This window comes from Pseudomonas sp. 30_B (assembly GCF_017491605.1).
In the GTDB taxonomy this organism is placed as follows: domain Bacteria; phylum Pseudomonadota; class Gammaproteobacteria; order Pseudomonadales; family Pseudomonadaceae; genus Pseudomonas.
Genome location: NZ_JAFGYY010000012.1, coordinates 91,215 through 112,894, shown reverse-complemented (window position 1 = coordinate 112,894; position 21,680 = coordinate 91,215). Strand labels below are relative to the sequence as shown.

At 64.1% G+C, this 21,680-nt stretch carries 16 protein-coding genes; 8 read left to right on the top strand and 8 right to left on the bottom strand.

The features are described 5' to 3' along the window. Positions 1-228: 228 nt before the first annotated feature. The 7 genes from J5M67_RS15320 to J5M67_RS15290 all read left to right on the top strand — a co-directional run bounded on the left by J5M67_RS15320 (position 229) and on the right by J5M67_RS15290 (position 9,142). The gene (locus J5M67_RS15320; RefSeq protein WP_207886192.1) at positions 229-1,884 is read left to right on the top strand and encodes a bifunctional 3-(3-hydroxy-phenyl)propionate/3-hydroxycinnamic acid hydroxylase; all 1,656 of its coding nucleotides are present in this window, start codon (positions 229-231) and stop codon (positions 1,882-1,884) included. Between the two features lie 2 nt (positions 1,885-1,886). Then, positions 1,887-2,549, top strand: coding sequence for a TetR/AcrR family transcriptional regulator (locus tag J5M67_RS15315; RefSeq protein WP_207886191.1), 663 nt, complete (start codon positions 1,887-1,889; stop codon positions 2,547-2,549). 295 nt (positions 2,550-2,844) lie between these two features. Then, a complete protein-coding gene (locus J5M67_RS15310) occupies positions 2,845-3,459 on the top strand; it encodes a TetR/AcrR family transcriptional regulator (protein ID WP_207886190.1) in 615 nt (204 codons plus the stop codon). An 84-nt stretch (positions 3,460-3,543) separates the two neighbouring features. Next, entirely contained in the window at positions 3,544-4,635 is a 1,092-nt protein-coding gene (locus J5M67_RS15305) for a 2,4,5-trihydroxytoluene oxygenase (protein WP_207886189.1), read from the top strand. Between the two features lie 168 nt (positions 4,636-4,803). Next, on the top strand, positions 4,804-5,760 hold the full coding sequence (locus tag J5M67_RS15300) for a fumarylacetoacetate hydrolase family protein (RefSeq protein WP_207886188.1): 957 nt from the start codon (positions 4,804-4,806) through the stop codon (positions 5,758-5,760). Further along, positions 5,760-7,661 carry an acyl-CoA synthetase gene (locus J5M67_RS15295; RefSeq protein ID WP_207886187.1) on the top strand — a complete coding sequence of 634 codons (1,902 nt, stop codon included), beginning with the start codon at positions 5,760-5,762 and terminating at the stop codon, positions 7,659-7,661. The genes J5M67_RS15300 and J5M67_RS15295 overlap by 1 nt, the downstream gene beginning before the upstream one ends. A gap of 161 nt (positions 7,662-7,822) precedes the next feature. Next, entirely contained in the window at positions 7,823-9,142 is a 1,320-nt protein-coding gene (locus J5M67_RS15290; protein WP_207886186.1) for an OmpP1/FadL family transporter, read from the top strand. 379 nt (positions 9,143-9,521) lie between these two features. Here J5M67_RS15290 and J5M67_RS15285 read toward each other — a convergent pair whose 3' ends face one another. From J5M67_RS15285 to J5M67_RS15265, 5 genes are all read right to left on the bottom strand, one after another. Continuing rightward, a complete protein-coding gene (locus J5M67_RS15285) occupies positions 9,522-9,809 on the bottom strand; it encodes a DUF2845 domain-containing protein (protein WP_207886254.1) in 288 nt (95 codons plus the stop codon). A gap of 195 nt (positions 9,810-10,004) precedes the next feature. Beyond that, a complete protein-coding gene (locus J5M67_RS15280; RefSeq protein WP_207886185.1) occupies positions 10,005-10,868 on the bottom strand; it encodes an OST-HTH/LOTUS domain-containing protein in 864 nt (287 codons plus the stop codon). Between the two features lie 251 nt (positions 10,869-11,119). After that, complete coding sequence (locus J5M67_RS15275) at positions 11,120-15,535, bottom strand: response regulator (protein ID WP_207886184.1); 4,416 nt, start codon at positions 15,533-15,535, stop codon at positions 11,120-11,122. 42 nt (positions 15,536-15,577) lie between these two features. Continuing rightward, positions 15,578-16,735: a two-component system response regulator gene (locus J5M67_RS15270; RefSeq protein WP_207886183.1), complete on the bottom strand. Its 1,158-nt coding sequence runs from the start codon at positions 16,733-16,735 to the stop codon at positions 15,578-15,580. Between the two features lie 242 nt (positions 16,736-16,977). Beyond that, entirely contained in the window at positions 16,978-17,925 is a 948-nt protein-coding gene (locus J5M67_RS15265; RefSeq protein WP_368735934.1) for a transporter, read from the bottom strand. A 292-nt stretch (positions 17,926-18,217) separates the two neighbouring features. Here J5M67_RS15265 and J5M67_RS15260 point away from each other — a divergent pair, with 292 nt between their 5' ends. After that, positions 18,218-18,709: a GNAT family N-acetyltransferase gene (locus tag J5M67_RS15260; protein ID WP_207886182.1), complete on the top strand. Its 492-nt coding sequence runs from the start codon at positions 18,218-18,220 to the stop codon at positions 18,707-18,709. Positions 18,710-18,819: 110 nt separating this feature from the next. On the opposite strand, the gene J5M67_RS15255 is transcribed toward J5M67_RS15260, so the two are convergent. From J5M67_RS15255 to J5M67_RS15245, 3 genes are read right to left on the bottom strand one after another with little or no spacing between them, the layout of a single operon-like run. Next, on the bottom strand, positions 18,820-20,076 hold the full coding sequence (locus J5M67_RS15255) for an NAD(P)/FAD-dependent oxidoreductase (protein ID WP_207886181.1): 1,257 nt from the start codon (positions 20,074-20,076) through the stop codon (positions 18,820-18,822). A 40-nt stretch (positions 20,077-20,116) separates the two neighbouring features. Further along, positions 20,117-20,875, bottom strand: a complete 759-nt coding sequence (locus tag J5M67_RS15250) for an SDR family NAD(P)-dependent oxidoreductase (protein WP_207886180.1) — start codon at positions 20,873-20,875, stop codon at positions 20,117-20,119. 20 nt (positions 20,876-20,895) lie between these two features. Further along, a complete protein-coding gene (locus tag J5M67_RS15245; protein WP_207886179.1) occupies positions 20,896-21,675 on the bottom strand; it encodes an SDR family NAD(P)-dependent oxidoreductase in 780 nt (259 codons plus the stop codon). Positions 21,676-21,680 lie beyond the last annotated feature (5 nt).

Sequence of the window (21,680 nt, the reverse complement as noted above, 5' to 3'; positions counted from 1 at the left end):
CGATGCCCCGTCACGAACCGGGGACCAGCAGCCGTCTCGGCGGGCCCCGGACAACGGTTGTGCCGGAGCTTGTCGCATGCCGGAGCGCATCGCGCAGGTGAATCCTGCAGCCATGAAATACTGACACAAAATCCAATATTGATACTAGTCTCATTTTTAATTAACCTGAGTCACGCCTGACGATGGGACCTTCGTGTCTCACGACCTCAATCACAACAAGGGCTCGGTATGAACAACAAGAAACCCCCTGAACTGCTTCCGGAAGCGACAGATGTACTGATCATCGGCAATGGTCCCGCCGGCGCGACCCTCGCCGCGCTGCTGGGACGCCATGGTGTGCGGACGCTGGTCCTGGACAAGGCCCATGAGGTCCTGCTGATGCCTCGCGCGATCGCCCTGGACAACGAGGCGCTGCGCATCCTGCAGCTCGCCGGGCTGGCGGAAGATGCCTTCGAGAAGAAGGTGATTTCAGAAGTGCGGATGCACTCGCCCCTGCTCGGGCAGTTCGGCCGAGCCAACACCGCGGGCTGTATCGATGGCCACCCGAAGCTGGTGACCTTCTACCAACCCGACCTCGAGCATGCGATGCGGGACAAGGCCGCCCAGCTGGAATCGGTCAGCAGCCTGGGCGGCTATGAGCTGGAAGGCATGGACGAGGAAGCGGACGGCGTGGTCGCTTCCGTGCGCGATGAGCAGGGCCAGGTGCACCTCATTCGTGCCCGTTACCTGGTCGGCGCCGACGGCGCCAGCTCCAGGGTCAGGAGCCTGATCGGCCAGGACTTCGAAGGCCAGACCTATGCCGAGGACTGGCTGATCGTCGACGCCGGTGATCGACATGCAAAGGCCATCGACCACGTCGAGTTCATCTGCGACCCCAACCGCCCGATCCCGCACATGCCCGCGCCCGGCGGCCGGGAGCGCTGGGAGTTCATGCTGCAGCCGGGAGAAACCCGGGAAGAAATGGAAGACCCGGAAAACATCGCGCGACTCATCGCCCCCTGGATCGACCCGCGAGAACTGAAGATCGAACGCAAGGCCGTGTACCGGTTCCACGCCCGCTGCTGCAACCGCTTCAGCAAGGGGCGCGTCTTCCTCGTCGGCGATGCCGCCCATATCACCCCGCCCTTCGTCGGCCAGGGCCTGGTGGCCGGTCTCCGCGATGTGTCCAACCTTGCCTGGAAGCTCGCCTGGGTGCTGCGCGGCCAGGCCAGCGCCTCGGTACTGGATACCTACGACCAGGAACGCCGCCCGCACGCCAAGGCGATGATCGACATGGCCAAGCTCATGGGGCGCCTCGTGATGCCCAGGAGCAGGCTCGCCGCCGTGCTGACCCACGGCCTGATGCGCCTGCTGGCATTGACGCCCGCCACGCGCAAGTACTTCGAGGACCTGGAGATCAAGCCGAAGAACCGCTTCCGGCAGGGCCTGTTCAAGCCCCATCGCCGAAGCGGCCGGCTGGTGAGCGGCGGCCTGTTCCCCCAGGCTTGGGTTCGCAACGCGCTGGGCGGGATACAACTGAGCGACGTCGCGCTGGGCGACAGCCTCACCCTGGTAGGACTGGGCGTCGACCCGACGGCGCACCTGTCCCCTGCCCAGGTCACCGCCTGGAAAGGCATCGGCGGCGGTTTCCTCCAGGTGGTGCCCTGTGGCCAGCACCCGGCGGGCAACGCAACGACGGTGGAAGACCTGAACCACCATCTCCTGTCACTGGCAGCCAAGGGCACGCTGGTCGCGGTCCGCCCCGATCGCCACATCATGCATTACGCCCCGGCCGCGGACGCGGGCCAACTGCTGGAGGCGTGCCGCGTGCTACTGGCAGGGGACGACTCCAACGGTCGTGGCGTTTCCGCTACCATCGTGGAGCCTCCCCGATTGCGAGCCTGACGATGTCCACCCCCACCCCTGAGTCCGAAACGGACTCGCCACAGCCACTCACGCGCGGCCACAAGAAGCGCGAACGCACTCGCCGCGGTCTGATCGATGCGGCGTTGCGCCTGGTTGCGCGCAAGGAGGTGGGGGAAATTGCCCTGCTCGAAGTGGCCACCGAGGCGGAAGTCTCCAACGGCACCATCTACAACTACTTCCGCACCCGCGAAGAAGTGCTCGAAGCCGTGGGCATCGCGATGGCCGACGAATTTTCCGATGCCATTTCTGCGTTGAGCGCTGACGTGCGCAGCGGTGCCCAGCGGCTTTCCATCGGCGTGCGCATGTTCATACGCCGGGCCGCCGAGGATCATCAATGGGCCAGCGCACTGCTGCGCATCTTCCATTTCGACCAGGCGATTCGCTCGCGCCTGGCCGCCCACGTGCTCGAAGACTTGCAGGAAGGTCTGCGTGAAGGCGCGCTCTCCTACCACGACGAGAGCGTCGCCCTGGACCTGGTGGTTTCCTGCACCACCGGGGCGATGCGCTCGGTCGTCGAGGGGCGCGCCGTCGCCGGCCATGACATGCAGGTCGCGGAAATGATCCTCAAGGCCCTGGGCGCCACGCCGGCCAGGGCCAGGAAGATCGCCAGCCTGCCGCTGCCCGACGCTTCTGTGGGCGCCTGACGGCCAGCCAAGTCGCTGGCTGTGCTGCGGCGCAATCCTGTTCCGTCGGGTTTGGCTTCCGCTCCTGAGGCGCCGTCCAGCGCAGGCCAGGCCTGAGGAATATGCAGCCCGCGCTGCGACCCATAATTGAACAATTACGTTCAAACAAACCCGCAAAAAATCAGCATCCAGCCGCCCAAAGGCCAAGCATATAGCTGGAAATTCCACGCATCACGGCAGACATTCGAAAATTCTCATTGACCGAAATTGAACATGAGTGTTCAATTCTATCCAGAGACAATTCTGGAGAGTGCCCGTGAAATCCCTGAGCCCTGCACAGCGACGCATCCATCAGGCCGCCCTGCGACTCTTCGCCGAACGCGGCGCGGCCGATGTGAGCATCAGCGACCTGGCGGTCGAGGCCAACGTCGCCCGCGGCACCGTCTACAACAACGTGCCCAGCATGGAGCAGCTCTTCGAATCGGTTGCCGCCCATCTCAGCGCCGAGATGCATGAACGGGTCAGGAAGAGTTTCGAGGAACTCGCCGACCCCGCCCAACGGCTTGCCAATGGCGTCCGCTTCTTCATCCGGCGCGCCCATGACGAACCCCAGTGGGGCTCCTTCATCCATCGCTTCGCCATGAGCGACTCGTCCCTGCGCGAGATGTTCGTCAGCCAGGCGACCAAGGACCTGCTGGAAGGCTTCGCCAGCCAGCGCTACCGCTTCCAGCAGGACCAGCTGCTCTCGGTCATCACGCTGATATCCAGCGCGGTGCTGGGGGCGATGTTCCTGGTGCTGGAAGGACACAAGACCTGGCGCGAAGCCGGCACCGACACGTCGGAATTCCTGCTGCGGGCGCTGGGCGTGCCCTTCGAGGAAGCCAGAAACCTCGCGACGACGGAGCTGCCGGCACTCCCCGCACTCGGCTAGATCCGCCCAATCGATGTGGTTGTCGCCCCGCCCGGACGGGGCGCGGCCGACTGTTGCCCGAAAAAAGTTCGGAGAACAAGAACAATGACCAGCACTCCTGCATTACCTCGCCTGGCAACACCTGAACCGGCCCGGCATTCCGCCCCCACGGTGAAGGCCCAGCGGCTCGCCCACCTGATCTTCGAGCGCCCCGACCTGGACGAGGCGGCGCGCTTCCTGACTGATTTCGGCCTGACGATCAGCCATCGGGATGCGGATGCGCTGTACCTGCGCGCCGCCGATCCGACGCCCTATTGCTACCGCGTCCACCGTGCCGAGCAGGCGCGCTTCCTGGGTTTCGGACTGGAAGTGGACAGTCGGGAGGACCTGGAGCGGCTGGCCCGGATTCCGGGGGTGTCGGCGATCGAAGAGATTTCCCATCCGGGCGGTGGACGGCAGGTCAGGCTGACCGATCCCTCCGGATTCATCGTCGAGGTCATCCACGGGCAATCGCCCAGCGATCCCCTCTCCCATCGGCAGGCGCTGGCGCTCAATTTCGCCCTGCAGCAACCGCGCATCAACAGCACCCAGCGCCCTCCGATTGCCCCACCGGAGGTGCTGAGGCTCGGCCACGTCGTCCTCGAAGTCGCCGACTACCAGGCCACCTGCGGCTGGTACACGCAGCATCTCGGCTTCATTCCCAGCGACGTGCAGGTACTTGCGGACGGGTCGCCCATCGTGGCCTTCATGCGCCTGAACCGGGGCGAAACGCCGGCGGATCACCATACCCTGGCAATCGCCCAGGGCTTCGTGGCGACGTACAGCCACAGCGCCTATGAACTGGTCGATGCCGACGCCGTGGGCATGGGCCAGCGCGTCCTGCGCGAGCGCGACTGGAAGCATGCCTGGGGCATCGGCCGGCACATCCTCGGCAGCCAGATCTTCGACTACTGGCAGGACCCCTGGGGCGACAAGCACGAGCACTACTGCGACGGCGACCTGTTCACGGCCTCGGCCCCCACCGGCGTTCATTACGTCAGCGCCGAAGCCATGGCGCAGTGGGGGCAGCGCATGCCCAAGAGCTTCACCCGGCCCAGGCTCAGCCTGAGCAATCTGCGCGCGTTGTTGCGCAACCTGCGACGCAGCCCGGACCTGACGCTGCGCAAGCTGACCGCACTGATGCGCCTGTTCGGATAACGCCGCGCCCTTGCCCCGATGAATGTCAGTCGGCGAACCGCCCTGCGATGCGCTGCCGCGATGGCGGGCTGGATGCTCGCCGGCGGCCCGAGCGCATTCGCCGCATGCCCACAACCAAGCCCCCGCCCGCGCGAGCAGGGGCGAAACGATGCTCCAGGAGTGCCTTCAATGCCAGCCGTACATGTCGTCCGTTTCGAACACCAGAACACCGTCCAGTGGGGCGTGATCCGCCAGGGACGCATCACCCCGATCCCCGGCGCCTTCGCCACGACCGGCGATTTCATCCGCCAGAACAGCGTCGAGGAACTCGCCCGGCTGAGAGGCGGCGAACTGGCCGAGAGCGAGGTCAAGGTGCTGTCGCCGGTGACCCGCAACCAGCAGTTCGTCTGCCAGGGCGCCAACTACCGCCAGCACATGATCGAGTCCGGCATGGACCCCGACGCGAAGAAATACAACATGATCTTCACCAAGGCGACCAGCTGCCTGGTGGCCGCCGACAGCGATCTGATCAAGCCGCGCAACGTACGCTTCCTCGACTATGAGATCGAGCTGGGCCTGATCATGAAACGCGCGATCAGCGGCGCCGTTTCCGTCACCGACAAGAACCTCCACGAGTTCATCGCCGGCGTCGTCATCGTCAACGACTACTCGGCCCGCGACATCCAGATTCCGCAGATGCAGTTCTACAAAGGCAAGAGTTTCCGCACCTTCGGCCCGGTCGGCCCCTACCTCTGCCTGCTGGGCGAAAAGGACATGCACTACCTCAAGGCCCTGCAATTGCGCCTGACGGTCAATGGCCAGGTGCGCCAGGAGGACTCCACCGCCAACCTGGTCTATGGGCCCGCGGAAACCCTGACCGAACTCTCGACGGTCCAGGACCTGGATACGGGCGACCTGATCGCCACCGGCACGCCGGCCGGCTGCGCCCTGTCCATCCCCTCGCCCGCCAAGCAGCGCATCGCCGCCCTGATGCCCGAAGCCACCAAGTGGAAACTGTTCCTCAAGGCGCAGGAAAGCCGTCCGCAATACCTCAAAGTCGGCGACCTCGTCGAAGCACGCATTCGCAGCACCGATGGCGTGATCGACCTGGGAGAGCAACGCAACCGCGTCGTGGGGGAAGCCTGATGAGCGTGCAGACACTGGCCGACATCACGGCGCTCGAAAGCGCCCCGCTGGCGGAACACCTGCTGGCCGCGAGCACCTATGAAGCCCTGCGCCGCAGCGCCGAGCGCTGTCCCGATGCGCCGGCGCTGAGCTTCATTCCCCAGGCTTCGAACTTCAGACGCACCTTCGACTGGACCTACGCGCAGCTGTTCGCGGACATCACCCGCGCGGCGAACGCCTTCCATGCACTGGGAATAACGCCGACAGAGGTCGTCGCCTTCCTCCTGCCCAACCTGCCCGAGACCCATTTCACCATCTGGGGCGGCGAGGCTGCGGGCATCGTCATGGCGATCAACCCCCTGCTCGAAGCCCGGCAGATCGCCAGCCTGCTGCAGTCGGCCAATGCCTCCGTCGTGGTGACGCTGGCTCCCACGCCGGGCAGCGACTCCTGGGCAAAACTGGCCCCCCAGCTCGGCGACTTGCCGGCGGTCCGGCATGTCGTCTGGGTGAGCGTGGAGGCCTATGCCAACGAACAGCAACGCGCCGTGCTCCGGGCCCTGGCAGAACGGGAGCGGGCGCAGCACAGCGGCGTCCCCATCCACGATCTGCGCGCCCTGATGGACGCCCAACCCGCAACCCATCTCACCAGTGGCCGGCAGATTCGCCCGCAGGAGCGCTCCTCCTACTTCTGTACCGGCGGCACCACCGGCCTGCCCAAGATCGCCACGCGCACGCACGGCTCGGAAGTCTTCAACGCCTGGGCGATGGCCGCCCACCTACAACCGCGCAGCGGTAGCCAGGTGATCTTCTGCGGCCTTCCCCTCTTCCACGTCAACGGGCAACTGGTCACCGGGCTGATGCCCTGGTCCCAGGGCGATCACGTGATTCTCGGCACGGCCCAGGGCTATCGCGATCCCGAGGTCATTCCCCACTTCTGGGACATGGTCGAACACTTCGGTATCAATTTCTTCTCCGGCGTGCCAACCGTCTATTCGGCGCTGCTCAGGTGCGACCCTTCCACCCGCGACCTGTCGAGCCTGCGCTATGCGCTCTGCGGCGCGGCGCCGATGCCGGTCGAGCTGTTCCGCGAATTCGAGAATCGGACCGGCGTGCGCATCCTCGAAGGATACGGCCTGACCGAAGGGGCCTGCGTCTCCTCGGTCAACCCGCCCCATGGCGAGCGGCGTGTCGGCTCCATCGGCATACGCCTCGCCTACCAGGACATGCGTGCGGTGATTCTCGACCCCGCGGGCGAATACGAACGCGACGCCCACACCGACGAGGTCGGCATCATCGCCATTCGCGGCCCGAATCTGTTCGACGGCTATCTGGACCAAAGCCACAACCAGGGCATCTGGATCGACATCGACGGCCAACGCTGGCTGAACACCGGCGACCTCGGCCGCCAGGACGCCGAGGGCTACTTCTGGCTGACCGGCCGCAAGAAGGAACTGATCATCCGCGGCGGCCACAACATCGACCCGAAGCAGATCGAGGAAGCGCTGCAAGCCCACCCTGCCGTCGCTTTGGCTGCGGCAATCGGTAGCCCGGACGCCTATTCCGGCGAAGTTCCGGTGGCCTATGTCCAGTTGAAGCCGGGGGTTTCCTGCAGCGGCGAAGCGCTCCTGGCATTCGCCAGCGAGCACATCAGCGAACGTGCCGCGATTCCCAGGCGAGTCGAAGTCCTGAACGAACTGCCACTGACTGCGGTGGGCAAGATATTCAAACCCGGCCTGCAACAGCGCGAGGCCATCGCTGTCGTCAAACGGGAAATTGCCGATCTGGGACTTCCGGACATTCGAGTGGAAGCGATACAGGACAACAAGCGCGGACTGCTCCTGAACATTTACGCAGGAACATTCCAACCGTCACTGGCCCCCGTCCTGGGGCGATACAGCCTGCAGATCCAATGGCATGACTGAAGCCGTCCCGCTTCGGTAGATCGAAAGCGCAGCGGCAACCGGCGCCCTTGCAGGCCGGTTAATGAAAAACCACCCCTGGCGATCCTGGCATATGCGCAGGCGGGCAGCGCTTTGCCTGCTGTTTCCGTCTGCGCCCCGACAAAAACAAGAAGAGGTGAAGGATGTATCAGAAGCATTGCGTGAAATGCGCGGAACCCGCTCATCGACACTATTCGGCGTGGGTCCTGGCGGCCGCCACCGCTGGATTGATCGGCAGTTCGACGACGGCGTTCGCCAACGGCCTTACGCTCAATGAGCAGAGCGCGAGCAGCGCGGGCACCGCCTACGCGGGAAGATCGTCTTCCGCCCTGGACGCCAGCACGATCTATGGAAACCCCGCCGGGCTGACCCGGTTACGGCGCAGCGAAGTGAGCGGTGGCGTCGCGGTACTCGCAGTCAGCGACGATATCAGCGACGTCGAAAGCACGGCGTCAGGGACGAACAAGGGCGACTCGGTACCCACCGCCGTCATTCCCTTCGCCTACATGTCGACCCCCATCGATGAGCGCCTGGCGGTGGGATTGGGACTCTATGTACCCTTCGGTCTCGTCAACGATTACGAAAACACTTTCCAGGGCCGCTACTTCGGCTCGTACAGCATGACCCGTATCATCACCCTGCAACCAACGATCGCGTATCGAATAAACGAACACCTCTCTATCGGTGGCGGCCCGACCCTCAACCGCTTCGACGCGAAACTTCAAAACAATCTGGCCACCGGCAACTTGAATAACGGCAAGGAAACACTGGTCACCATCAAAGGCGACGATACTGCCATTGGCTACAACATCGGTTTCCTGGTCGACTTCAACGAGGCGACGAGCTGGGGTGTCACCTATCACTCCAAGGTCAGCTACGAGTTGAAGGGACATACAAAAATTTCAGACGCCCCTGACTTCCTGGCCTTGAACGGGAAATACGACGCCAAGGTCGACCTCGATACACCGGAGTCGCTGGACACCTCCATCACCCATCACTTCGATGATCGCTGGACCGGCTACCTGGGCACCACCTGGACACGCTGGAGTCGCTTCAAGAAATTCGAGGCCGTCAACAGCAATGTCTCTCCACTCGGCCAGGCGGCTGGCCTTGGGCAGGTAGGGGAAGATTTGAACTGGCACGATACCTGGTCGACGGCGGTTGGCGCGTCTTACCAGTTGGATCCCCAATGGCTGCTGCGCGCGGGCTTCGCCTACGATCCCGCTCCGCTCCGCAACGCCGACCGGAGCGTGCGCATCCCCGTCGCCAACCGCAAGTCCGTCACCCTGGGCGCGGCCTATTCGCCGAACAGCGACATGACGATCGACGCCGCGTACGGATACCTGTGGGACTCCGAAGCATCGGTCAACCAGACCAACGACTCCGGCCTTCAGCCAGACTACAGCGCGAAGTTCAACAGCAGCGCGAACGGCCTGGCGGTGCAATTGACCTATCGCTACTGATCGAAGATCGGTCAACCGATTGCAGGCCTGCATCGTCGCGTTCGGCAGCGCAGCCGGATGACAACTGCTTGTGCGCACCTCTGGGGTGTGGATTCAGCCGGTGGCCATGCAAACAGAAAAGGGAGGCCATCGGCCTCCCTTTTTCACGCCCCTGCAGGAGCGCGCTTGCTCCCCCCCTACCCTGCGGTTGCCCCTGACGATCCTGAGCTGCGCAAGTGCACTCGTCTGACCCTGCAGTTGCATTCGTTCTGACTCGGCTTGCATCCGAGCTGAGCAGCGAGTTGTAGAGAAGGTTGACCCGACGCGCGTTCAGAGCATTGATCTGCACATCAAGCTCAGACGCCAGCACTGCCTCAGGCTCTCAGTTCTTGCAGAGGAGCTATTTGCGTTCCATTTCGACTTGAACCAAACGGTCATCGATGAAACGCAGCTTTCGGTAAACGCCCCCAGAAGGGCCATATGTCCAGAACTCTAGCTTCGCCGCCCCCTTTTCAGGAACACCATTCACCCTCAGTTTCGGCTGCCAGACTTCCTTTGAGTCAGGAGGGCCGCACTTATCCAGCACTTGCTGCATAGTGTCACCTTCCACAACGATGGAGGTTCCACATCGCATCGATGACGCTTCTGATGAAGTAGAGAGGGCCAGGAGCATCCATCCAAGACCCATGATGCGCTTACCATTTACCATAAAGCCCAAATCCGAATGATTACGCCTAGCGGCAATATCCATTTTTATCGAGACACTGCCATTGACAAGGGGCAGTTTCCGACCCTTAGCTGCCGGTCGTGAATGGCTGAGGTCAGCGGTCATTGAGACGTGCCTGCAAAAGGGCGGCAAGTCAGAGTGGCATGGCTAGCTGACTTAGAGCTGTGGCTTGCTGCGATACCAGAGAGCGGATCCGCCTGCCTGTTGCTCTCGGCGTCGCTCAGTCTGGAAGAGCTTCGACTCATGCACTAACTGGCGCCACGTTGTGCAGCCGTACTTTCTCGGCGTAAGCCCCTGGTTCCGCAGCTCAATGTGGCGAATCGCATCCGTCAGCCGCGTCCATCCATTGATGGCACAGGCCTGCTCGGCGTTCTGCAACCAGTGCACGATAGTCGTCGCTGGCCAGTGCATGGGGGCACCGCCCGGCATGATGCCGTAGACGAACATATCGTTGCCCTCCTCCGAGGCGAGAAGGGCCCCCAACTCTTGCCGGACTTCATCCATTGCCTTGGCCATGGTGCGAAGTACACGATCCTGTGTATCGATTTCGATGAAGGCTGCGTCCAGATGGGTGATGGCCGCCGCGCAACCATCGGGACTAAACACATCGAAGCGCTCCACGAAGTGATGCACGAGGTCATTCCGAAGTGCGACTAGGTTCGTGAGTGCGTCTTTCAGGTTGGTGTGGTCATCGCTCTCCAGTTGAACGCACCAAGACATTCGGAAATAGCACGGCCTGGGATCTGCGGAGAGATCCTCTGGGGTGTCATCTTCTTCCAGGGGGCGCACATAGGATCCAACGAATTCGCCAGTAAGTTGGCCCAATGTTTTGTTGGCTAAGGCCTTCTTGCGCTTCTCCAAGTTAGCCGACAGCTCCTCGGCCGGCCCCTCAATGCTGCTGTAGCTCAGCATCGCCTTAGTCAATAGCTCTACCTGCTGGAGACGGAGGATGCACCGCCCCATCTTTTGGCTGACCACGCCTTGGAGGGCGGCGAGTCCCTCGTTTACCTGCTCGTCCAATGCTAGTTTTCCCCTCGCGCCAAGCTTGAGACAAAGCTACATGAATCGCCCCTCGTGTCGTAGACACCTTCGGGCAACAGAGCCAATCGGCAGCTATAGGGCGATTTCAGCCGGCCCTAGCAGGCAGCTTCTGGCCGCTCTCTGCCGATCATGCTTCCAAACCATTCCGGTCAAATTCGCTGCAATCGGTGTTCGGAACGAATGCAACGGATGATCGAGTGCACCGCACTTCTGCACTGAGCGGCTTGGACCTATCCGTCCTGCAACCCCTGCAGCAACTCCAGGGCCTTGTCGAACTCGAACAGCTCGACCTGCTGCGCCACCTGGTTCAGCAGTGCCGCTTCCGCGGAACCGGGCACCATGGCCTGCAGTGCTTTCAGGCTGTCCACGGCGAGCATGTCGCATTCGTCCAGCAACCGCTTCAACTCGGCGAGACGGGCGCCGAACTGCGGATGAGTACGCAGCGTGACGGTCGTCGGCTCGGCGGTGGGGCTCGGAGGGAGTAGTCCGGCCAGTGCATCCAGCACAGGTCCCAGGCACTGCTCGACCTCGGTGAGACAGGCCTGGATCCGCTCAGCGGCCTCGCCGGAGAGACACGCCTGCTCCAAGGCGCCGGCGGCCTGCGCCACCTTCTTCGCACCAATATTGCCGGCGGTGCCGCGCAAGCTATGGGCCTGCCGCGCCGCCGCCGTGGGATCGTCGCTGGTACGGGCCGCCTGGAACTCTTCCGCAAAGCGCGACTGACTGGCATGGAACTTACGCAGCAGGCGCAGGTAAAGGTCGCGGTTGCCCATGCAGGTCGCAAGCCCCGCCTCCATGTCGATACCCGCCAGGCTCTCGGGCAACCCCGTCGCCGGTGCGGCCGGCAGAGCATTCGCCGGCGGCGCCGCTGGCTTGCGGCCGGCTCCCGGCTTGATCCACCTGGCCAGCGTGGCGAACATGTCGGTCACGTTCAGCGGCTTGGAAATATGGTCGTTCATGCCGCATGCCAGCGCCTGCTCGCGATCGCCAGCCATGGCATTGGCAGTCATCGCGATCACCGGCATTTCGGCGAATCGGGGTTGCTGGCGGATATGGCGCGTTGCGGTATAGCCATCCATGACCGGCATCTGGCAGTCCATCAATACGCCATCGAACTCGGCGTCCCGCTCCAGCAGGTCGAGAGCCTGTTGCCCGTCGAAGGCCTGGCAGAGTTCGATACCCACGCTCTGCAGCAGCTCGCAGGCCAGTTCCCGGTTGAGTTCGTTGTCTTCCACCAGCAGCAGGCGCGCGCCCTTCAGGCTGGCCACATCGTTGGTACTCTGCCCGAAGCGTTCACTGGCGCGGGTTCCGGCGTGCGGCACCTTGCCGAGCACGGTGCCCAAAGCCTCCAGCAAGGTGGAGGGGGTCACCGGCTTGGTCAGCACCACGGGCAGGTGCACATTCTGACGCTCAGCCTGTTCGCGCACATCCTCCCGGCCAAAGGCCGTCACCATGATGACCGATGGCGTGTGCGTCAGGTTTGCCTCGCGCATTCGCCGTACCGTCTCCACGCCGTCCATGCCAGGCATGCGCCAATCCATCAGCACCAGGTCGTAGGGCATCTCCCGCTGTTCGGCCTCCACCAGCATCCGCAAGGCGAGGCCGCCGCTGTCCGCCACGTCCACCTCCACGCCATACCCGCTGGCCATGGTGGAGAGGATTTCGCGGGCGCTGGCATTGTCGTCCACCACCAGTACCCGCGTGCCGAGCAGTTCATCGGCGGTGAACATGCGCCGAGGCTGCGCCTCGCCCTGCAGCGCCAGGCTCAGGCTGAAGTGGAAGGTCGAGCCCTGGCCGGGTTCGCTTTCCACCCAGATGCGCCCGCCCATCCGCTCCACCAGGTGCTTGGAAATCGCCAGGCCCAGCCCGGTCCCGCCGTACTTGCGGGTGGTGGAGCTGTCGGCCTGGCTGAAGGACTGGAACATCCGCTTGCACTGTTCCCGGGTCATGCCGATGCCGGTGTCCTTCACCCAGAAATGCAGCTCCACCTGCTTGTCGTCGCCTCCGGTGCGCTCCATGCCCACCACGATCTCGCCGCGCTCGGTGAACTTTGCGGCGTTGTTGCCCAGGTTGATCAGTATCTGCCCCAGGCGCAGCGGGTCGCCCAGTAGTGCGGTGGGCAGGTTGGGCTGGATGTTGTAGAGCAGCTCCAGGCCCTTGTCCTCCACTTTCAGGCCGACCATGCCGGCGAAGCTCTCCAGTACGTCCTCCAGGTAGAAGGGAATGACCTCGATCTCCATCTTGCCGGCTTCGATCTTGGAGAAGTCGAGGATGTCATTGATGATGCCCAGCAGGTTTTCCGCCGAGCGATGCACCTTCTCGATGTAGTTGCGCTGCCGTGCATCCAGTTCCGTACGCAGGGCCAGGTGGCTCATGCCGATGATGGCATTCATCGGTGTGCGGATTTCATGGCTCATGTTGGCCAGGAAATCACTCTTGGCGCGGGTCGCCTCCTCGGCCATCGCGCGGGCCTTGACCAGCTCCGTCACGTCGATGTTCACCCCGGTCGCGCGCAACGGTGTACCGTCAGGCGCCCGGGTGAAGCGACTCAGCGACCTGAAGGTGCGCACTTCACCGTCGTTCTGCCGGACGATACGGAAGTCGCACTCGTAGCGATCAGCCCCGCTGGCGGCGGCCTCCGCATAGGCCCGGTCGACCGCTTCGGCATCATCGGGATGCAGCAACGCCTTCCACGCCGCCATCGTTCCACCGAAACCGCCGGGTTCGAGCCCGAACATCTTCTCCAGCTGGGGCGTCCAGTAATCCGTGTCATTCACGAAGTCGACGTCGAACAGGCCGATGTCGCCGGCCTCCTGGGCCAGGCTCAGGCGATCGCTAGCGGTACGCAGCTTGCTTTCCATTGCCCGGCGGTCGCTGACATCGCGCACCGAGGCGCACACGCAGGTACCGCGCCCTTCCAGGGCCGGTAGGTGCGAAAGCCCGATTTCCACGGAGAAGAAGCTGCCGTCCTTGCGCATGCCCTGCAGGTTCTCCAGGGAGCCGCCCATCTGCCGGGTCCCGCCATGGCCGATGAAACCGTTGCGCAGTGCCACATGGCGCCCCCGCACGGCGGGCGGCACGAGGCACTCGATGGACTCGCCGATCAGCTCGCCGGGCGCATAGCCGAACAGGCTGTCCAACTGCGGGTTGGTCATCAGGATGTGGCCGCCCTCGTCGATCACCAGCATGCCGTCCGGCGACGCTTCGATGATGCCCCGGTACCAGGCCTCGGTGGAGCGCAGGGCACCCTGCTGAGCCTCCAGCTCTTGCGCCTGGCGCTCCAGTTGCAGCGCCTGGGCGCCCATTTCGTCGGCCTGCCGGCGTGTCTCCTCCAGTAGCTCCTGCACCGCCAGATTGCGCTCCAGCAGCGCCATGGCGCCGGCCAGTCTGGGCAGCGTTTCATGCAGCAGGGCCATCTCGCGCTCGCCCAGGGGCCGGACCCCGGCCAATTCGAGCACGCCGTGCAACCGGTTACCTCGCTGGATCGGGTGCAGCAGCCGATAACTGGCAGGCAGTTCGCCCAACTCGGACTGCAGCCGGCCGAACTCCGGCGGCACACCATCGAACTGGCGCGGCACACCGTCGAGCCCGCACTGCCCAACCAGGCCGGAGCCCAGCGCCACCACCGGCTTGGGCGGATACTCCGGATCGATGGCGTAGCTGCTCATGAGCTCCAGATGATCGCTGCCCTGGCGCAGACCGTAGACCACTCCCTGGCAGATGCCGAGCATGCCGGCCATATGCCGGAGGAAGCTCTGGGCCAGTTCATCCGGTGCAGTCGCCTGCGGCAGGTCAGCCTGCAATTGCGCCGTCTGTGCCTGGATCCAGCGTTGACGCTCCAGTTGCTGGGCCTTGGTCTGCAAGGTGGCAATGGCGCGCGCCATGTCGCCGGTCTCGTTCTGCAGGTCGGTATGCGGGATAGGCTGGTCGAGCTGCCCCGTCGCCAACTGGTCGACCGCGACGCGCACGCGGTTGAGCGGCTGCCGGATCGAACGGCTCATCAACCCGGAGAACAGCAGCGCCAGCGCCAGCCCGCCCAGCAGCAGGATATAGGTCAGCGTGGTGCTGGCCTGGGCGTAATCGGCGATCTGCTTGGCCGTGTCATGGATGAAGTTCTCCTTGACCTGGGCCATGCGGTTGAGCACTTCGTCGGCCCGTTGATTCAGGCTCTGGAAATCATTGCTGCTGAGCTGCGCCAAGGCCTGACCCTGATACCCCCTGCCTGCCAGGTCCAGCGCTTCCTCACCGCCGCGCCGAATGCGATCCACCAGTACTTCCAGCTCGGCCATCAGCACATGGCTCTGCGGAAGGCGCAGGACCGGTTTCGCCAGGGCCAGGGACTCCTGCAAGCGCCGCTGGGCATTATTCATCTGCTCCAGGGCATTGACGCGGACTTCTGCGCTGCTGGTACCCACGGCAAGCTGCTGCTCCAGGACCAGGCGTGGCAACAGGGCACGCGCCTCCTGAAGATGGGCCGCGCCGACCAGGTCTTCCTGATACAGCTTCTCCATGTCGCGCTTCAACAACGCCTGGGTACGGAGGCTTTGCACACCCAGCAGCAGGATCAGCACGAGCAGCGCGACCAGCCCCAGAATCAGTTTGCTGCGCAGCGACAGACGCTCAAGCAGAGCGGAGATCTTGTTCATGGCAACTCCCTATTGCCGAAACTGGACGGGCCACGCCGAGGCTCACGGTTCCTGCGCGATGAACGCCAGGGCAGCGACTTGCCTGGCCATGTCCTGGTCGCTATCGGCGTAACGTGCGGCAATCGCCTGGAATTGCTCATGGTTACCCAGGAACGCGTCGCAGATATCCGGATCGAAGTGCGCGCCACGTCCCTGGCGGATGATCTCCAGCGCCTGCTCGTGAGTCATGCCGGCCTTGTACACGCGCCGGCTGATCAGCGCGTCATAGACATCCGCCACCGCCATCAGGCGGGCGCTGATAGGGATATCGTCAGCCGCCAGCCCCTCGGGATAACCGCTGCCGTCCCACTTTTCCTGGTGACTGTAGGCGATTTCCTTGGCCAGACGCAGGAACCCCACGGAAATGCCCAGCTGGTCCTCGGCATGCTGGATGGCGTCGCGCCCCAGGGTGGTGTGGGTTTTCATGATTTCGAACTCTTCCGGCGTCAGGCGACCCGGCTTGAGCAGGATGTAATCGGGAATGCCGATCTTGCCGATGTCATGCATCGGCGCCGACTTGAACAGCAGGCGAATGGTCTCGTCATTGAGGAAGTGCCGGAAGCGCGGATGCTCACGCAGGATTTCGGCCAGCAGCTTCACGTAGTGCTGGGTTCGGCGGATATGGTTTCCGGTCTCGTTGTCGCGGGTTTCGGCCAGCGAGGTCATGGCCTGGATGGTCACGTCCTGGATGGCCATGACCTCGGCGGTACGACGCTGCACCTCTTGCTCCAGGTACTCCTTCTGGTCACGCAGGAAGTCGGCGGCGGCCTTGATCTTCAGCTGGGTTTCCACACGCGCCAGCACAATAGGCGGATTGATCGGCTTGGTGATGTAGTCCACCGCGCCCATCTGCAGCCCGCGAACCTCGTCCTCCATCGCGGCCATGGCGGTGAGAAAGATGATGGGAATGTCGGCGGTACGCGGGTCGCTCTTGAGCTTTTCCGCCACCTGATGGCCGGAAAGATCCGGCATCATGATGTCGAGCAGGATCAGGTCCGGCAGCGAGTCGCCCTGCAGCAGGCGAAGGGCCTTCTCGCCACTGTTGGCAACCTTGACCCGATAGGCATCCTTCAACAGCTCAGCCATGAGCATCAGGTTTTCTGGCGTATCGTCGACCACCAGAACGGTCGCGGGTTTATAAATTTCCTGCGTATTGCCCATGGTCACGTTCCTTTTGCCAGCCAAAGAGCGGTACGGACTTCCACCGCTCGGTTATAGCCGAGATTAGATGATCCCTAATCCGGCGCACGCCGCCGCACAACCCTGACGACCTGATCGCCCCGCTCCCCGCCGGAAACCACACGTGCGATTGAGCGGACAGGCAGAGGAAATCCCGATTTCCGACCGTCCGGCGGACGAACTGAACATCAGCCGAAGCTATTCATGCACCGCTTGCCAAGGGCTCAGATCCCGCCGCCGAAGCGATACTGCCAGGCGACCCCGACGACGTCGTATTCGCTGCCGGTGCGGCTATAGGCGCCATTGCTCGCATACAGCTTCAGCGAATGTTGTCGGCTCAATGGCAGCGCGAGGGTGGCGCCATAGCGCGTGTTTTCCTGGAAGTCATGGTTGCCGACACCATTGATCGACGTACTTCCGCCCTCGAAGTAGGTCGCATCCAGCGCCGCCCATATGCCATTGGCAAAGGCATAGATCAGATGGCTCTGCATCTGATAGATCGGATTCTGGGAAAGCACCCGGTGGCCGTAGAACTCGTCATTGTCGGTGAAAAAGGTGGCTGCGCCGGACAACTCCAGGGTCACGGCGCCCAGGCGCTTGGAAATGCCCAGCTCCGGCTTGAACGACCAGCGATTGTTGCCGAGATTGATCAGCCTGCTCGAATCGTATTGGCCGAGCGGCGGCGTGACCGCGAAGCTGGCGCCGATGATGACGTCCTGCTGGTAACTGGGGAATTCGGCCATTGAAAGTGCCGGAGCACCGTAGAGATTGACCGAGAAGCGCAGTCTCGGGTCGATCAGGCCGCTGACATCGCGCTCGCGGGGCTCGCCAGCGACCCGCGCAGAACCCTTCAGGTGAGCCTCCGGCAGCACGATATCGAACTTTCCGGAGCGGCCCCACACGTCCAGGGATCGGGAAAAGGCGAAGACGGACGTCTTGATGTTGAGCTTGGCGTCCTGCAACTGGGTAGAGGGATTGGCAGTCACGCTGCCATCCATGTCGCTGTACCCCAGGATCAGGAAGTTCATCCCGACCGGTGTATTGGAGTAGGTCCGGGGTTCGAGATCCTCTGCGACGGCATGGGAGCCGAAGGCAACCAGCGATGCTGACAGCAGACGAACGAACCCGATGGCATGGCGTTCGCTCCAGCAATATCCCTTCAGTTTGATCACGCAACGTCGTCCTTTCGCTCGCCCGGACCGCTAGATTACCGGCACTTTGCCAGCTCAGGAATGGGCCAGCCGACCGACACCCCGTGCAGACTGCCGAAGGCAGGCGCGTGCAGCTTCCCGGCGCATCGAGCATCCCTGTCAATCGGCAGCGACCTGAGCCATCGGCAATCGCGCTCGCGTGCATGCATTTCATCCCGTACCGAACCCAATGCACTTCACGCGGCTTGATGAACATTTACCATAGCCACCCGCATTCACCTGCGCCCTTGCATGGGCAGGAAATCGACTCATCATGACCGTCCCCACCTTCCGCATGGCCGTGCCGGCCGATACCGCGCGTTGCTACCAGATCGAGATCTCCGCCTATGAAGGCGATGAAGCGGCGACCGAGGCGAAGATCGCCACGCGCATCGCCCAGTACCCGCAAGGCTTCCTGATCATGGAGCTGGACGGCGAAGTGATCGGCTTCATCAACAGCGGCTGCGCCCATGACGTGGTGATGTCCGACGAGGCATTCAAGGAGCTGGTCGGCCATGACCCTGACGCACCCAACGCAGTGATCATGTCGGTGGTCATCGACCCTGCCCACCAGGGCAAGGGCTATGCCTCACTGATGATGCGCACCTTCATCGAACGCATGAGGGGCATGCACAAACGGACCATTCACCTGATGTGCAAGGATCGCCACGTCGATCTCTATCGCCATTACGGCTACGAGTACGTGCGCCCGTCGGCGTCGGACCACGGCGGCATGGCGTGGCACGAGATGGTGATGACGCTATAGCTCGCGGCCCCACTCGTGCATTTGCATGAACGACAGCGGCCCACCCCGGGAATGCACGACAGATAGCGCCGGACCTCTATCACACCCGGCGCGAGAAGCCCCGCCAGCGTTCAGCGCATCGCCTCCACCGCACGCGCCCAGGCCTGCAGGGCATCGCGGGCGGCCAGGGCGATGTCCTCGTCGCTGCGGCCGCTGAACTGCCGCTCGACCGCGTCCGCCGCGATCAATCCGGCCACCGTGGGCTTGCCCACCGCATCGGTCAGGTCCAGCCATTCGACCCAGCTTGCCGGCGTGTCGTACCAGCGCAAGTAGCCCGTGGGTGACCGCGGCCACCAGCGTTCCTCGAACTGCAACACCACCTTCTCCAACGTGCCCATGCCCAGGTGGGCCAGGGCGTCCTGCTGGGGTTCCGGCAACGCCGGGACGAACTGCAGCGTCTTGAGCACACCCAGCGGCACGCTGCAGATGCAAAAATCACCGCGCTCGTCGTTCACCCGGACTCCACCTTCCTGCCAGTCGATCCGCGCGACCGGCTGCTCCAGGCGGATGTCGAGCCCGGCTGCCAGGTGGTCGATGAGCTGGCGGTAGCCGCCGGGCAGGAAATGGTCGTTGGCGCCGACGCCCTCCTCGTCCAGCGAGTCCACCGACAGCTCCTCCAGTGGCCGGCAAGCCTCGATGATCAGGTTGCCATCGATGGCGTAACGCGTCGCCCGCGCCTCAGCCGGCGTGAGGGTAGCCAGGTAGCGTGCCACGCCCTCGGCCAGGGGCAGGCGCCGATCGATGCCCCGGCGCAGCGCCTCCCAGGCGGCATCGATGCCATCGACCGGGCCGTCGCTGGCAGCGGCCAGCGGCTGGCCGAAGTCGGTCGCCACCAGGCGCACCCCGAAGCGCTCTGCCTCGCGGGCCAGGGCGTTGTCGTCGAACTGCTGCAGCCAGGCGGCGCCGACATCCACCGTCACCGCCCCCAGTTGCAGGCTATGCGTGCGGCCTCCAATGCGCTCCCGGGCTTCGAGCACGACGCAGTCGATACCTTGTGCCCGCAGATGGCGCGCGGCGCCCAGGCCCGCGCAGCCCGCGCCGATCACGATGACCCGCCGGGCGCCGGCACGAACGGCCAGCTTCGCAGCGCGAATGCCGTCGTCCCAAGCACCGTGCACCATGGCCGGCGCCCTGGGGTTGCAGGCCTCGCCCGCGATGACCAGACGGCCCCCCAGACACTCGCCCAGGGTCGCGCGATGTACGGGCGTACCTCCGGGCAGCAGCGTGCTGTAGGCGCCCCGGCAATAGCTGTCGCGGCTCCAGTGGGTGACGTGCCAGGCGGTGGGGCGATGCACGGGCGATTCCTTTTCAGGGTGCAGGGTGTTCATGGACGAGACCTTCCTTGGGTTCTGGTTATTACGATGGCGCTCAGTTGCCCGCCGAGACGCCACGATCGATCGCCAGGTCCGCACCGGTGATCGAGCGCGCGGAAGGCTGGCAGAGGAAATGCACCAGCTCGGCCACTTCCGCCGGCTGGATGAACGCGGCCCGCTCGCCCTGGGGGTATTTGGCGAGCAGCTCACGGTAGTAACCCTCAGGGTCGCCGCCACCGTAGCGCTCGGCCTGGAAGCGCAGCATGGGCGTCTCGATGTCGCCCGGCGAGACCGTGTTGCAGCGCACGCCGAAAGGCGCCAGGTCCAGCGCCAGCGTCTTGCTCAGCAGCGTCACGCCACCCTTGCTCGCGCAGTACGCGGCGGCGTTGCGGTTGCCCTGGCGCCCGGCATCGCTGGAGATATTGACGATCGCTCCTTCGGTTTCCTTGAGGTGCGGAATCGCCGCCGAACACATGAAGAAGGTGCCCTTGAGGTTGACGTCCAGCACGATGTCGAAGTCCTCTTCGCTGCACGCCTCGACCTGCCCCTCGCGCCAGACACCGGCGGCATTGACCAGCGCATCGATGCGCCCGGTCGCCTGCATCGCATCGGCCACTATGCGCCGGCATTCGGCGGGCTGGCGGATGTCGCCCGCGCTGCTGCCAGCCAGGCCCTCCGCTTCCGCCAGACGCCGCAACGCCTCGCCGTCCAGGTCGGTGACGAACACCCGCCAACCCGAGGAGGCGAACCGCTGCACCAGCGCCCGCCCCACTCCACCGCACGCACCGGTTATCAGAACCACAGGCTTGTTCATGGCTGTCTTCCTTCGTGGCCTCAGGGCGCCTTGTTCTCGACCAGGCAGTTGCCGCCGTCGACCACCAGCAGTTCACCGGTCACGTAACTCGCTTCCGGCGACGCCAGGAAGGCCACCGCGGCGGCCACCTCCTCCGGTCGCCCCGCCCGGCCGACCGGCGTGTAGCGCGCGGCGATGGCTTCCTCTTCGGTGGAGGACCCGGTGGCGATCCACCCCGGCGCCACGCTGTTCACGGTGATGCCATGGCGGGCGACTTCCAGCGCCAGCCCCATGTTCATGCCGACCATTCCGGCCTTGGCCGCACTGTAGGCGGCCTCGCCGGGGTTGCTGCCACGGGTCCCGGTGGTGGAGCTGATCTGCACCACCCGCCCGTAGCCGCGCGCCTTCATGCCGCGCAGCACACCACGGGTGAGCAGGAAGGCCGTGGTCAGGTTGCGCGCCAGCGACAGGTTCCATGCCGCCAGGTCGGTGTCGACCACATCGGCGAAGGGCTCCGGGCTGCCCTGCATGGCCATGCCGGCGTTATTGACCAGAATGTCGATGCGCCCCCAGAGCGCTTCGGCCCATTCCACCAGGGCGTTTACCTGGGCCTCGTCGGTCAGGTCCGCCAGTCGTCCTTCGGCCTCGAAACCCTCGGCGCGCAGTTCTTCTACGCGGTCGAACAGACGCGGACTGCTGGCGGTGACGATGAGCTTCACGCCGTTCCGGCCAAGCCGCCGCGCGATCGCCATGCCAATCCCCTGTTCGCTGCCAGCGCCGCTGATCAACGCGACCTGGCCCTGCCACTGTGCATTGGGCATCTCTG